The sequence below is a fragment of the Ewingella americana ATCC 33852 genome, assembly GCF_000735345.1.
Classification (GTDB): domain Bacteria; phylum Pseudomonadota; class Gammaproteobacteria; order Enterobacterales; family Enterobacteriaceae; genus Ewingella; species Ewingella americana.
In genome coordinates this window covers 1-14,187 of sequence record NZ_JMPJ01000026.1, presented here as the reverse complement: position 1 = coordinate 14,187, position 14,187 = coordinate 1, and the positions used below count along the sequence as shown (strand labels likewise).

Here is a 14,187-nt window from a genome sequence, read left to right as displayed (position 1 = left end):
TACGTGAATGTACGACACAAAATGTGTGTCAGTTAGAGTACAGCAGCAGATTCAGGTTTTGTCCAGAATGTGCAAAGCAATAAGCGATAAACCTCTCACTCTTAGACTTTGCACGACAATTCCTACTGGCAAACTGCACTCTTAGATGCAAAACCTTCAGAAGAAGGAGTCGTCATCGTCATTGCTGTAGTCGGAAGAGTCAAAGCTGTCCGAGCCAAATCCTAAGTCTGAGTTGTCGTCACGCAGGGAAGCGTCCTGCCATGACGGCTGCCCGCTGTTGAAATCCTGCTGCTGGAAATCAGACTGCTGGAAATCATTATTGCCGAGGAAGCTGTTGTCGGTGTCGTCCAGATTCTGCACCGGCGGCTCTTCGATAATATTCACAATCTCTTGTGGCTGGCTCTGATGGAACATGCCGGTTAGCATCTCAGCTAACACCACGCCACCCGCCACGCCTGCTGCGGTCCGCAGCGCGCTGCCTAAAAAGCCCGGCTGCTGAGGCGCGGCCTGCTGTGGAGCCGCCTGCTGGTAAGGCTGTTGCTGCTGGTAGCCCTGCTGCTGCGGGCGATTGTCCCAGCCGCTGGTGCCCGGAATAGGCTGGCTGCCGGAGTTGCTCTGTGGAGCGGCCTGAGGCTGCGCCTGAGACGCCGCGCCGCCGCCAAACAGCCCGGCCAAGAAACCGGTGCTCTGTGGGCGGGCGTTCTTCGCCTGCTCTTGCAGTTGAGCTATCTGCTGCTGTTGAGCCTGAATCTGCTGATTCAGCTTAGTCAACGCCGCTTCTTGAATAATCATCGCCTGCGCCATGTAGTAAGGCGCTGCGGGCTGCTTGCTGACGCAAGCCTGAATCACGCGCTCTGCCTCGGCATCACGCGGTGCCGTTGCGGACTCAGCCTGTTGCAGACGACTAAAAAGCCCTTCGATTAAACGCTGTTCTTCAGATTGCATAAATTCACCTTCTCATTAGGTATTACTCCGCCCTTGAGCTTTGCGATGGCAAAACGTTCACCAATAGCGGGAGTCTATCAGTCACACTAATACAATTAGTTTCAGGGATGAATTAACCGAGTGTCAACAAATGTGATCCACGTAAAGATAGCCACAGTGTCTGGCCTACTGGCGTAAAAAAGCCGGCAAGGTTGCCGGCTTGAGAGGGTTTGATGCGAAGTGAAATGCTTACTTAGCCTGTGACCAGCCAAAGATGAAAGAAGTGTCCGGCAGGTCAGTGTAGTTGCGCACCAGCTCGTGGTAGGTCTTCGCCGGGTCGAGATCTTTAAACTGCTGCGGATAGATAAATTTCGCCAGATACTCCATCCCGACGATGTTGTACGGGTGGTTGTAGAACTGGTGATAGATGCCATACGCGCGGTTGTCGGTCACGGCTGAAATCTGCGAAATGCCGTTGCGCGCCAGCAGCGCCTTGGCCTCTCGGTCTACGCTCGCCTGCTCCGCGCTGTAACCCAGCGGCAGGATGTGCGACACGCTGCCGTTACTTGGGCGTGATGAGCCGGTCATGATGTAGGCGTCAGGCTTCATGCTGATCACCTTCTCCAGCGACACATCGCCAGACGCGCCCGGCAGCAGTTCGGTGCCGATATTGGTCGCGCCCACCGCTTTCACCAATTTGCCCCAGCCCGCGTCGCCGTGGGTGAAGCAGCAAGAGTCGGAGCGGCCCGCGATAGCTTCGACAAAGACCTTAGGTTTTGGGTTCACCGCCGCCACCACCTGCTGAATATGCTGGTAGTGCTTGGTGTAGAAATCGCTGTAAGCCTTGGCGTTTTTCTCTTGGTTCAGCACTTTACCCAGCAGGTCGATGCTTGGCGCAGTGTCTTTCGCCGGGTCCAGCTCATAATCAACAAACAGCACCGGGACGTTCAGCGATTTGAGCTTATCCAGCACCCCCGCCTGTTGCAGCGAAGCTTTGGCACGCACTTGGGCAATCATTAGGTCAGGCTTCTGAGCAATCACCGTCTCGAGATCCACCTGCCCTTTGTCGCTAAAGCCCATGTCCAGAATCTTGTCCGCGCTCGGCCATTTGCTTTTCAGCATGTCCCACGTGCCGATATCGGTTTTCTTCAGCAAGTTATTCCACGCCACCACATGCTGGAACGGGTTGGATTTTTCCAGCACCGCCAGAGAGAGAATATCGCGACCATCCTGCAAAATAATTCGTTGCGGGGCTTTATCAAACGTCAGTTTTTGACCATCAAGGTCAGTCACATTCAATGGATAAGTGGTAGCAAAACTGGCAAAGGAGGTAGCGAGCAAGCCTGCAACAGAAAGCGTGCGGACGGTATTCTTGAGCATGTGTGTTCCTTTGAAATGAGCCTGAGACGAACCTGAAATGAGAATGGAATAAAATTGATTTTGAGAACCATTATCAAATAATGCCGGAATCATAAACAATCACTAATTAGCAGGGAAACGTTTTTTGTAGCCAACTGGTTGATAAAACATGTCGAAATGTAAAAAGCGGGGATCTGAGGGAGAGAGCAGAAAATATCTCGCCCGACGAGAAGTGCCGGGCGAGAAAGCAGCGATTAAGCGGGATTAATGCGCGTCGCGGCCGATATAGCGCAGTAAGAACTCACTGACCATGGCGCGTTTGAAGGCGGACTGGGCTTTGTCTGCCGCCGCGCTGTGACCGCCCTCGGTATTTTCAAAGAACCAGACGTCAGGAATGCCCAACTGCTGCATCTTAGCGGCCATTTTACGCGCATGGCCGGGACCGACGCGGTCGTCGCTGGTCGCGGTAGTAATCAGGATTGGAGGATATTTTTTGCCCGCGTCGAGGTTGTGGTAAGGCGAAAACGCGCGAATAAACGCCCACTCTTCGGCAATTGCAGGGTCGCCGTATTCGGCAATCCACGATGCCCCGGCGGAGATTTGCGTGTAGCGCTGCATGTCGAGCAGGGCCACTTCGCAGACAATCGCGCCAAAAAGTTCAGGGTAAAGCGTCAGCATATTGCCCACCAGCAGGCCGCCGTTGCTGCCGCCCTGCGCCGCCAGATGCTTGGCCGAGGTGATGTTGCTGGCGATCAATGCTTTGGCGACGGAGGCGAAATCCTCATAGGCGCGCAGGCGTTTCTCTTTGAGCGCCGCCTGATGCCAGCGCGGACCATATTCACCCCCGCCGCGAATATTGGCCAGCACGAAGACGCCGCCGCGATCCAGCCACGACAGGCCGCTGGTGCCGAGATAATAAGGCTCGAGCGACACTTCAAAACCGCCGTAGCCATACAGCAGCGTCGGGTTCTTGCCGTCGTACACCACCTCTTTGCTCGACACCACGAAGTACGGCACGCGGGTGCCATCATCGGACTGGGCGAAGTGCTGGCTCACCTGATAGCCAGAGGCGTCGAAGTGCGCCGGGTCCTGCTTCAGCACCTCAGGAGGCGACTGGCGGTCGTCCAGCGTGCCGATATACAGCGTGGTCGGCTGCAAGAAGCCGCTGACCGTCATGAAGTAGTCGTTAGTCTCTTCATCAACGCCGTAAATTTGAATTTTACTCAGCTCCGGCGCATCGCCGATGCTTTCGCGCAACCATTCGCCTTGGCGCGGGGTCAGCACTTCCAGCTGGTTCACCACGTCTTGGGTCACGCTGATGATGAAATGGTCACGGGTGGAAGAGTAGCCGCTGAGCGCCGTGGTTGCTCCCGGCACGAACAGCGTTGTCATCTGGCGATTTCCGGCCATGAAAGCGGCGAAATCAATCGCCAGCAGCGAGCCGGACGGATAGCTTTCGCCCCCCACCTGCCATTGGCTCGACGGCTCAACAATCAGCCACTCGCGCCACAGGCTGAATTTGGCGTCGGCGGGTAAGTCGACCGCCACCAGCCCCTGCTCGCCATCAATCAAAAAGGCTTCGCGGCGATAGAAGTCAATCACGCGGATAATAAAGTCATGCTCGAAGCCGGTGCTGTTGGCGTGGTAGCCCACCGCCATCATGTCGCTCTTCTGGGCGCTAAACTGGGTGACGGCGGCACTCAACGGGGTGCCGCGCTGCCAGATTTTCACCGTGCGCGGGTAGCCCGAGGTGGTCATTGAGTCTTCGCCAAAATCGGTGGCGACAAACAGGTGGTCGTGGTCAATCCACGAAATACGGCTTTTCGCCACCGGCAGGTTAAAGCCGTCGGTGACGAAGCTTAAGGAATGCAGGTCGAACTCGCGCACCGCCGAGGCGTCGCCGCCGTCGGGGGAGAGCACTAGCAGCGCGCGGCGATAGTCGGGTTTAAGGTGCAGCAGGCCGTGGTACACCCAGTCCTGCCCTTCGGCCGCACCCAACGCGTCAATGTCCAGCACGGTTTCCCACGCCGGTTCGGCCTTGCGGTACTCTTCAAGGCTGGTGCGGCGCACCAGACCGCGCGGGTTGTTCTCATCCTGCCAGAAGTTGTACCAATGCTCGCCACACTTATAGATGCCGGGGATCTGCGCCGGAGAGTTGAGGCCGGTAAGCACCTGCTGGCGAATATGCTCGAAATCCTCGCTGGTGGCGAACTGCTCGGTAGTTTTTGGGTTTTGCTGCTGTGCCCATTCCAGTGCAGACTGATCGCGAATACCCTCCAGCCAGATAAAGTCATCCTGCTCCTGACCATGAGGTAACGCGTTCTTTTCTAATGTCATTATCGGTGCTCCTGCAAAATGAAAAGTAAAGAATCCAGCCTGCTGCTAGTAACAACAAAATGGCTTATTGCAACAAAATACCCTGTATCAGGCTGGCTTTCACCACGGTAACTTGAGGGATTTTCAGGGCCTGCATGTAACCTTCCACCAGCAACAGGTTGCTGACGTCGGTCGCGCGGTAGTCGCCCTTCAGCTCGGAATCCCCTTTCCAGACGTTATTTTTTGACGCCTGCTCGAGGTCAGCAATGCCATAGCTGTTGTTGTGCAGATGCACCTGACTCTTGATCGAGAAGCCGTGAACGCCGCCAATGCCAATCACTCGCTTGGTCTGCGCGTCCTTTTTCATCTCCGGGCTGACGTGGGTGCGGGCATAGAAGTTGACATAACGCAGCACGGTATTACGCAGCGAGCCAATCGGGTTTGGCGTGCTATCAGCCGCTAAATCTTTGTTTTGCAGCACATTGGTGATGAAGTCTTTCAGCGTCACTGACGCCAACTTGCCCTGATAAACCTCGACGGCAGGCTTGCCCGCTTGGTCACGGTAAGAGGTCATCTGCATCGACCCGCCGCCGATATCCCACACCAGCAGGTCTTCATCTTTAACATTTTTCTCATTCAGCGCGGCCTTGGCAGACTGAAAGCCCAGCTCGGCTTCTTGCTGTTGAGAGATAATTTTCAGATTCACGTGCGCCTGCTGGTTGAAACGGTCAATCACCTGCTGGCCGTTGGACGCCGTGCGGAACACCGCCGTCGCCACGCCGGTCACGCGAGTTGGCTTGAAGCTTTGCGCTTTCTTCACCATCTCAGACAGCGCCGCGACGCCCTGCTGCTGGATAGCCTCGCTCAGCTGGTTATTGTTCGACTTCGCCAAATCGGCGTTAAAGCCCACCGGACGCTGGTCTTCATACAGCACCTTGCCCAGCCGATGCTGGCACACGTCCACCTGCGTCACCTGTATCTTGGTGCTGCCGGAACCCATGTCGATACCCGCGCGGTTCTCAATGCAGTTCTTAACCGCCGCCGCTACCGGCAAAGTGGTGAAAGCGCCACAGGCCAGCGTCAGCCCTATTACTCCGTGCAAAATTTTGTTCATTCTTCCCTACCCTGAAAACGAAAAGTGAAATGGTTATAAGTGTTGTACGGTCTATAGTTTTAATTTATCAGGAGAAAATTGGGAAGTCTGAGGAGTTGGAAGCGGGAGCCGCGCTAGGATAAATCTTGAATGAAGATACTTAAGCTAAATTCACCAGATTGACCTTGAAGCGCTAGTACCGAGGGTTATTATGAGTCTGCAAGCACTTATTCCCCTATAAGACGTTGCATCTCATTGGACTATCCCCTCGTAAAGCATTACGACATCCCGCCCACCTTGAGCGGGATTTTTTTATCTATTGTTTGCCCAATGGTTCACGCCCTTTGGACGCATTCGCAAAATCCTGTGAAAAGTCATGGTACTATTCGGCCTATTCCAGCCGCTCAAATATCAATGTGCCCATGACTGAAACTTACGAATTTCTCAATAATGTGCCGGTTAACCAGCAGATCTACCGCACCCTGCGTCAGGACATCGTCACCTGCGCGATCCCGCCCGGTGCGCTGTTGTCGGAGAAAGATATTTCGTCGCGGTTCAACGTGTCGCGCCAGCCAGTGCGCGAAGCTTTTATTAAGCTGGCGGAAGCAGGATTAGTGCAGGTGTTGCCGCAGCGCGGGACTTTCGTGATGAAGATTTCAGCCAAGCGCGTCGCCGATGGCCGTTTTATTCGCGAAGCCGTAGAGACCGCCGTGGTGCGCCGCGCGGCGAGCGTCGCCACTGACAATGATTTGCTGGTACTTGAACACAACCTGCAACGCCAGCGGCTGGCCGCCAAAAGCCAGCAGACGCAGGAGTTCTTGCTGTTAGATGATGAGTTTCATCGCTCGATAGCGCAAATCATTGATTGCCGTCTGGCATGGGAAACCGTGGAGCATATTAAGGCGACCATGGACCGCGTGCGTTTCCTGACGCTGAGCAAAGTCTCGCCGCCGGAGAGCCTGATTGAGCAGCACGACAACATTCTTAGCGCGCTGAAAGCGCATGACCCTGACGCCGCCGAGCGCGCAATGCGCATTCATCTGCAAGAGATGATTTCCACCATTACGCCGATTGCCGAGCAAAACCACGATTGGTTTGATGCGGAGTAAACTAAAGTTTAGATAATGGTTTCCGGCGTCAGCACTCGCTTGGCGCCGAGATAATGATTCTGCCAGAAGGAATCACTCAGGGTGCTGATGCGGATATCCTTGCCCGTTCTCGGTGATTCGATAAATTTGCCATTGCCGAGATACACCCCAACGTGGTCGGCGTTACTGCGCGAATGAATGCGGAAGAAAATCAGGTCTCCGCGCTTCAGTTGGTTTTGCGCGACCTTCTTACCTCTGGCCCATCGATACATGCCGTTGGCGGTTCTCGGGATCCCCTCTGTCAACAAGCCGTGGTAAGCAAAGTAGACTAATCCACTGCAATCAAAGCCAATTTTCGGTGAAGTTCCGCCCCAAACATAAGGTTTCCCCAGCTGCTTCATCAGGGTAGACATGGCTTTTTGCGTGGTCTGATGCAAATGGTCACGATACGCCAGCGCGATGCTGTCACTGCCCAGCGCGTCGGGTGCCACCGTCTGCCGATGGCTAAACCAGTCAGGATGTTGTGCTATCAGCTTGCGATTAGCACGCCGCTCGGCCGCCGAGCTGTGCAGGTTTGAGGAACTGGCGGTTTTCCGCGGCTTATCGCCGTAGCTGGTCGCCACCACCTTAACGGGATGGTGCTTTAGTAGCTCACGGTTTTTGGCCCGCTGCTGGGCGGCGAAGCTCAGCTTCACCGCCGGTGCTGCGGGTTTCTTTTTGCTGCTAACTTTGGACTTGCTGGTGGCCTTGGGTTTACTGGTCGCTTTAGGTTTGCTGCTGGCTTTGGGCTTGCTGGCCGCTTTAGGTTTGCTGCTGGCCTTGGGTTTACTGGTCGCCTTAGGTTTGCTGCTGGCTTTGGGTTTACTGGTCGCCTTAGGTTTGCTGTTGGCCTTGGGCTTACTGCTCGCCTTAGATTTGCTGCTGGCTTTGGGCTTGCTGGCTGCCTTTGGCTTGCTACTGACCTTATGCACCTTTTTCTTAACCACTTGGCTACGCGTCGTCGGCACGGCCACCGCGCGCAGTGGCGTCAATGTCAGCAACAGGCAGCAGCTCATGACAAAAGCAGTCAGCAAGCGGCGCGCCACCGAGTTGCCCGACCCGTGTAGGGTGGGCAACAGGGCCGAAGATTCGCCAATCAGGTTAAGTATCGTCATGACAATCACTCTGCTGGCGCGGTAGTCGGTGCCGCCAGCCCCTCCTGTTTCTCAATTTTTTCCGTCAGCGGCTCGACCACTTTATCGCCGCGATCGCCAAAGAATTCATACAAGGAGTCCGATGCCGTTTTGGTCAGCACCATGATTTCTATTCGGCGGTTGCGGGCGCTTTCCGGGCTATTCGGGTCCAGCAGCATCTGATCAGACATGGCATTCACCTGAAGCACTTTGCCCTTGGCAAGTCCGGCCTGTTCGAGCACGCGACGCGCTACCAGCGCGCGGTCACCGGACAGATTCCAGTTGTTATACTTCGCCTGATTTTTGTACATCACCGCATCGGTATGGCCGCTGATAATGATTTTGTTATCAATATTGTTGAAGGTCGGTGCCAGTTCGGTCAGCAAGGTACGGAAGAACGGTGTCAGGCTGGCACTGCCGCGCTGGAACATGTCGCGGTCATGGCCGTCCTGAATCAATACCCGCAAGCCCTGCGGGATCACTTCAATCTCCAGATTGGCTTCCATATGGTTTTTCTTGGCGATGGAATTGATATTGGTGGCCAGCTCACTCAGCTCACGCGCCGATTTTTTACTGCTCAGCGCGTCCATCTTCTCGGCAGCGTCAACTTCCTGCTGACGCACATTCACCGGCGGTTTCTCCTCGGGTTTTACCTTGGTCGGTTTGGGTTTCTCCACCTGCCGCGTTTTTTGCGGCTCTTTGTAGGTCACGGGAACCTGCTGGGGGATAACCGAATTGGTTTTGCCAATTGAGTTCAGCGGAGCGAAGACATTGCCTTTGAAAATCGACTGGTCATGCAGCGCGGCAACGATCTCTTCGCGCTCCTTTTGGTTGACCGAGCTTAGGATTAACTTCGTGGTAGTGACCAAGGGGGCCGAGCGTATTTCCGAGGTCTCCGCGCGATTCACCCTCGACGCGATGCCGGGCAAACAGATGGCTATCGACGCCGACCTGAACGCCGGGCTTATCAACCAAGAGCAGGCGCGAACCCGCCGTAAAGAGATCGCCAGTGAGGCGGATTTCTACGGCGCGATGGACGGTGCGTCGAAGTTTGTGCGCGGGGACGCCATCGCCGGGATGATGATCTTAATGATCAACCTGATCGGCGGTATCTGTATCGGTATCTTCAAATATGATCTGACCGCCAGCGCCGCCTTCCAGCAGTACGTGTTGCTGACTATCGGTGATGGTTTAGTGGCGCAGATCCCGTCCCTGCTGCTCTCAACCGCTGCGGCAATTATCGTTACCCGCGTCAATGACAGCGGTGATATGGCCACCGAAATGAAGCGCCAGCTGCTGGCTTCGCCGATGACCCTCTACACGGCGGCGGGCGTGATGTTCGTGCTGGCGGTGGTGCCGGGCATGCCGCACCTGCCGTTCCTCTCTTTCACCGCGATGCTGGCTTACGCCGCGTGGCGCACCAGTCGCCAGCCTAAGGCGGCTGTTAACGAAGCCGAGCAACTGGCAGAAATCTCGAAAAATATCAGCGAAGATATCGAGCAAACCGTCAGTTGGGAAAGCATTCCGCTGATTGAGCCGGTGGCGATCAGCCTCGGCTATAAGCTAGTGACGCTGGTCGATAAGTCCAAAGGCAGCCCCCTCACTCAGCGAATACGCGGCGTGCGGCAGGTGGTGTCGGAAACCTACGGCGTGCTGCTGCCCGAGGTGCGTATTCGGGAGAACTTCCGCCTTAAGCCGACCCAGTACATTATTACCGTTAACGGCATCAAGCAGGCCAGCGGCACCCTGCCCGCCGACAAGCTGATGGCACTGCCCTCCAGTGAAACCTACGGCGAGGTGGACGGTCAGCTCGATAATGACCCGGCCTATGGCATGCCGGTGACCTGGATAACGCCGGACCAGAAGCCGCACGCGCTCAATCTAGGCTATCAAGTGGTGGACTGCGCCAGCGTGGTGGCGACGCACGTCAACAAGGTGCTGCGTCAGCATATTCCCGACCTGTTCAACTATGACGACATCACCCTGCTGCACAACCGGCTGGCGTCGATGTCGCCCAAGCTGGCGGAAGATCTCAACGGCGCGCTGAACTACAGCCAGCTGTTGCGCATCTATCGCATGCTGCTGCAAGAAGGGGTGTCGCTGCGCGATATCGTGGTGATTGGCACCACGCTGCTTGAAAGCGCCGCCACCACCAAAGACGCCTTCCTGCTGGCGGCCGACGTGCGTTACGCCCTGCGCCGCAGCATCACGGCGGGCATGGTTCAGGGCAGCGCGCTGTCGGTTTACACCCTGCATCACGAGCTGGAAACGCTGCTGATGGCCGCTTTCAACCAGACGCAAACCGCCGGGAAGACGCCGCTCGACAGCATTCCGCTGGACCCTAACCTGCTGACACAGTTCCAAAATACGCTGCCAAAAGTCAAAGAGCAGATGAAAGCCATTGGCAAAGAGCCGGTGCTGCTGGTGCCGCCGCAGCTGCGCCCGCTGCTGTCGCGCTACGCCCGTTTATTCGCGCCGGGGCTGCACGTGCTCTCCTTCAATGAAATCCCCGATGAACACGAACTGCGGATTGAAGGTAGCCTGACGTAATACCCTTTTCCCCGCGCCTGTTCTGGGCGCGGGATATTAAAATTGTGGTTTTTGCTAGCACTGACATAAATATGTCCGACAACTTAGGCTACGCTATAAGTAATGTCATTTTGCTGGAAGCCCGGTTATGTCGTTAGCCACTCCCCCGACCTCCTCCGTTTTAAAGAAGAGCTATTACAGCGCGGATCAAAGCCTCTCCCTCGGCCAGTTGGACGTGGAGAAAATCGAGCAGATCGCCCGTGATTTGGATATTTCAGCCAGCGACAAAGAACATTACGTCACCGGCTGGATGGGGCAAAACAGCGTGGTGCTGGTACGCAATTATCAAGACAAACGCGGCGCGTCTAACGGCTTGGTGATGTCACGCGGCCAGCGCTACAAGCTCAGCGTGCAGGCCATCAAGTTCCGCATTCCAAAATTCCTACTGTGGATGACGCTGCGCCGCAGGCCACGCACCATGTCGGTGGTCGGCTATACCCGCCTTGGCGCACAGGCCACCGGCTTGCAGCAGTTCCACACGCTGGCCGATAAAAGCCTGAAACAGCAGTTGGAAAACGACTGGCGCGAGCTTAATGACTACCTCGGCATGGCCTGCTGGCAGATGGAGAACAATCAACCAATGTGGCGCAGCGTGCAGCGGGAAATCTCGCCGCAGGCCCTGTGGTACTTGGCGGATAGCGACCTGTTCAGCGGCAAGAAACTGCAAAAAGATGGCGATTTCGAAGGGATGTGGACCAAGAATCGTTTTCTGGGTCGCCGCACCGGCGAGCACGCGGCGCTGATGATTTCATGGCGCGATGAGGAAAACGACGACATCGCCAGCTACCTGTATGAGCGGGTGACCGCCACCCAGATTCGGCTGTCGCTGCGCCCGCGCAAAGAGGACAAGTTCTACCCGTTGAATCCGTTCGACGCCGAGCATTTGCAGCAGGCGCTGTCGATGTTCAAACAGGTAGAACCTGAGTTATGCCATAACAAAATCAGGGCCTGACGGCGGAGTTCGCCCCGTTACCACCACTGGTGGAAATGGTGAACCGGCCCGATGCCGTGCCCCACTTCCAGCGAGTCGGCTTGCATCAGCGCCTGTTGCAGATAAGCTTTTGCGGCGCGAACCGTGTCCGGCCAGTTATCGTGGCGCGGGCGCAGAGCCGCCAACGCCGCCGACAGCGTGCAGCCCGTGCCATGCGTGTGGCGAGTCTCAACCCGCGGCGCGGTAAAGCGCTCGCGGGATCCGCGCATAAACAGCCAGTCCGGGCTTTCACTATCCGTTAAATGCCCGCCCTTCATCAGCACCGCGTCACAGCCCATCGCCAGCAATGCTTCCCCCTGCTCACGCATCTCTTGCTCATTCTGCGCCATGTCGCACTCCAGCAGTGCCGCGGCCTCCGGCAGGTTCGGCGTGATAATCGCTACCTGCGGCAGCAGCAGGCGTCGCAGCGCCTCTACCGAATCCGCCGACAGCAGCGGGTCACCGCTTTTAGCCAGCATTACGGTGTCCAGCACTACGAACGGCGGCTGGTAGTGCCGAAGGCGCTCGGCCACGGCTTCGACAATATCGCTGTTAGCCAGCATGCCGATTTTGGCGGTATCAATGCGCACGTCGCCGAGTACCGAGTCCAACTGCGCCGCCACAAAGGCAGGGTCGATGTTGTAAACCGACTGCACGCCACGGGTGTTTTGCGCCACCAGCGCGGTGATAACGCTGGTGCCGTAAGCCGCCAGCGCCGAGAAGGTTTTCAGGTCAGCCTGAATCCCCGCGCCGCCGCTCGGGTCAGTCCCGGCAATAGTTAAAGCATTGATACGCTTCATACTGCTTCCCCAGACGTCAGCATCTCGCCATTCAGCAGCCAAAGGTTGTCGAGGAAAGCCGGGGTAAAGCTGCCCGGCCCGCGCGCTTCGCTGCACGCTCTTTCCCCCGCGCAGGACATCACCCGGCAAGCCGCCGCGACGTTATCCAGCCGGTCGCCGGGCAGGGAGACAAAAGCCGCCACCACCGCCGACAGCGCGCAGCCGGTCCCAACAATGCGGGTCATCAGCGCGTCGCCGCCTGTTACAGCAAGGCTACGCGCGCCGTCAGTGACATAGTCAACTTCCCCCGTCACCGCCACGATAGCCCCAGTTTCGCGGGCTAAGGCTTCGGCAGCGGGCAGCGCGGAGAGCGAATCGTCGCCGCTATCCACGCCGCGCCCGGTGGAGGTTAAGCCACTTAGCGCACGGATCTCAGACGCATTGCCGCGAATTGCAGCAGGATGAAGTTTGATTAACTGGCGGCAAAACTCAGTGCGCAGCCCCAGCCCGCCGACGGCGACCGGGTCCAGCACCCAAGGCTTCCCAGCTTGATTAGCCGAGTGAACTGCGGCCAGCATAGCGTCGGCAGTGGGGCTGAGTCAGCGTCCCAACGTTGATCAGCACCGCATCAGCAATGGCGCTGAACTGCGCGGCTTCCGTTGGGTCCACCACCATCGCGGGGGAGGCATTCAACGCCAGCAGCACATTGGCCGTGAAGGATTGCACCACATCATTAGTCAAACAGTGAACCAGCGGCTTAGCATGACGCAGGTTTTCGAGGGCAGCGGCAGCAGAGTTGCCGGAAAAAACGGAAGGTCGAGTGTTCATATTTCTCCCAACCGGCGCTAAAGAAGGCGGTATCGGGAGAGATACCTGACTTCCCTACGCTGGCATAATCCAGATCAGGTAATACGGGTAAGGTCTCAGCCCTTTCTTTCACAAGAAGGACACCCCGAGTCAACGAAAGCCATTATTGGTTGGCACGTCTGGAATATCAACCTAGAATCGTCGAAGCGGGTAACAATGGAGAAGATGTCTTGCAGATACGCCCTTATGAAGAAGCCGATCGCCCCTTTTTACGCACGCTGTACCTCGCGTCACGCAAGGATACGTGGACTTGGATGGATACCCGTGATTTTCAGCTCGAAGATTTCGACCGCGCCATCATCGGAGAGACGGTGATCGTCGCCGAACATCAAGGGAAACTGCTAGGTTTCGCTTCCATCTTCACGCAAGAGAATTTCCTGCATAACCTGTTCGTAGACCCCGCCCACAAAGGCACCGGCGTCGGCAGCGCCCTGCTCCACGCCAGCGAAGCCATGTTCACCGGCACTGGTTCACTGAAGTGTTTAATCAAGAGTAAAAACTCCGTCGCGTTTTATCACGCCAAAGGATGGGAGGTTGTCGCCGAGGGTGAGAGTCCAAAAGGGGATTATTATCTTTTTCATTTCTTGAAGAAATGATGCCCTGGGCGGGCGGCCTAAATCTTTAAATTCAAATTCAAATTCAAAACCGTGGGCGTCGGCCCACACCGACCAAGGGAGGCGTAAACGCGCCTCCCTTGGAACCCTGCGTTTTTTCTGTTGGAAGATCGAGGCTGCGCAGGGTCGGAATGGACGTGTTTCAGCAGCCACAGTGATCGTCGCGAAGTGCCGCCGCTTAGGCGGTTCCCTCAGTTCGGGCTTCGAGCCATAGGTCTCGAACCACTCCCTCGGCGTCACTTCTGAACGCGACCTACCGGCATTTACACCGTGCCGTTTCAGGGAAGACTGGGAGGGGGTATTGCAGAAAACTCAGTGGCTTATGTAAGAAATACCCCACCCCAACCCTCCCCTAAATAGGGGAGGGAGCAAAACAAACCCAACTGAAACGGCACGGTCGAAATGCATCAAAACCG

Annotated in this window: 10 protein-coding genes, 2 pseudogenes and 1 riboswitch; of the genes and pseudogenes, 4 read left to right on the top strand and 8 right to left on the bottom strand. The window is 56.5% G+C overall.

The genetic code is table 11. From position 1 onward, the window contains the following. Positions 1-156: 156 nt before the first annotated feature. The 4 genes from GEAM_RS03490 to GEAM_RS03475 all read right to left on the bottom strand — a co-directional run bounded on the left by GEAM_RS03490 (position 157) and on the right by GEAM_RS03475 (position 5,713). Positions 157-945 (bottom strand): DUF2076 domain-containing protein, encoded by a 789-nt coding sequence (locus GEAM_RS03490; protein ID WP_034788340.1) that lies wholly within the window; start codon positions 943-945, stop codon positions 157-159. 228 nt (positions 946-1,173) lie between these two features. Beyond that, complete coding sequence (locus tag GEAM_RS03485; protein ID WP_034788339.1) at positions 1,174-2,304, bottom strand: ABC transporter substrate-binding protein; 1,131 nt, start codon at positions 2,302-2,304, stop codon at positions 1,174-1,176. Between the two features lie 243 nt (positions 2,305-2,547). Next, positions 2,548-4,620, bottom strand: a complete 2,073-nt coding sequence (locus tag GEAM_RS03480; protein WP_034788338.1) for a prolyl oligopeptidase family serine peptidase — start codon at positions 4,618-4,620, stop codon at positions 2,548-2,550. A 64-nt stretch (positions 4,621-4,684) separates the two neighbouring features. Next, on the bottom strand, positions 4,685-5,713 hold the full coding sequence (locus GEAM_RS03475; protein WP_034788335.1) for a Ppx/GppA phosphatase family protein: 1,029 nt from the start codon (positions 5,711-5,713) through the stop codon (positions 4,685-4,687). A gap of 401 nt (positions 5,714-6,114) precedes the next feature. Between GEAM_RS03475 and GEAM_RS03470 the strand changes: the two genes are divergently transcribed. Beyond that, the gene (locus tag GEAM_RS03470; protein ID WP_034788332.1) at positions 6,115-6,801 is read left to right on the top strand and encodes a GntR family transcriptional regulator; all 687 of its coding nucleotides are present in this window, start codon (positions 6,115-6,117) and stop codon (positions 6,799-6,801) included. Between the two features lie 8 nt (positions 6,802-6,809). On the opposite strand, the gene GEAM_RS23410 is transcribed toward GEAM_RS03470, so the two are convergent. Together GEAM_RS23410 and GEAM_RS23405 are read right to left on the bottom strand one after the other, a co-directional pair. Beyond that, entirely contained in the window at positions 6,810-7,934 is a 1,125-nt protein-coding gene (locus GEAM_RS23410; protein WP_244956594.1) for a C40 family peptidase, read from the bottom strand. 5 nt (positions 7,935-7,939) lie between these two features. Further along, a complete protein-coding gene (locus tag GEAM_RS23405; RefSeq protein ID WP_034788638.1) occupies positions 7,940-8,821 on the bottom strand; it encodes an OmpA family protein in 882 nt (293 codons plus the stop codon). Between GEAM_RS23405 and GEAM_RS03455 the strand changes: the two are divergent. Continuing rightward, a pseudogene (locus GEAM_RS03455) lies at positions 8,799-10,502 on the top strand (flagellar biosynthesis protein FlhA); the annotation flags it as partial. The gene GEAM_RS23405 and the pseudogene GEAM_RS03455 sit on opposite strands and share 23 nt — an antisense overlap. Before the next feature lie 127 nt (positions 10,503-10,629). After that, positions 10,630-11,493 carry a hypothetical protein gene (locus tag GEAM_RS03450; RefSeq protein WP_034788330.1) on the top strand — a complete coding sequence of 288 codons (864 nt, stop codon included), beginning with the start codon at positions 10,630-10,632 and terminating at the stop codon, positions 11,491-11,493. Positions 11,494-11,510: 17 nt separating this feature from the next. Here the strand turns inward: GEAM_RS03450 and thiD are convergent, their stop codons facing one another. Together thiD and thiM are read right to left on the bottom strand one after the other, a co-directional pair. Next, positions 11,511-12,311 (bottom strand): bifunctional hydroxymethylpyrimidine kinase/phosphomethylpyrimidine kinase, encoded by an 801-nt coding sequence (gene thiD, locus GEAM_RS03445; RefSeq protein ID WP_034788328.1) that lies wholly within the window; start codon positions 12,309-12,311, stop codon positions 11,511-11,513. Continuing rightward, a pseudogene (gene thiM, locus GEAM_RS03440) lies at positions 12,308-13,118 on the bottom strand (hydroxyethylthiazole kinase). The gene thiD and the pseudogene thiM overlap by 4 nt, the downstream one beginning before the upstream one ends. Positions 13,119-13,152: 34 nt before the next feature. Continuing rightward, a riboswitch (TPP riboswitch) is annotated at positions 13,153-13,255 on the bottom strand. A gap of 72 nt (positions 13,256-13,327) precedes the next feature. On the opposite strand from thiM, the gene GEAM_RS03435 reads away from it, so the two are divergent. Beyond that, positions 13,328-13,753, top strand: coding sequence for a GNAT family N-acetyltransferase (locus tag GEAM_RS03435; protein ID WP_034788326.1), 426 nt, complete (start codon positions 13,328-13,330; stop codon positions 13,751-13,753). Positions 13,754-14,187 lie beyond the last annotated feature (434 nt).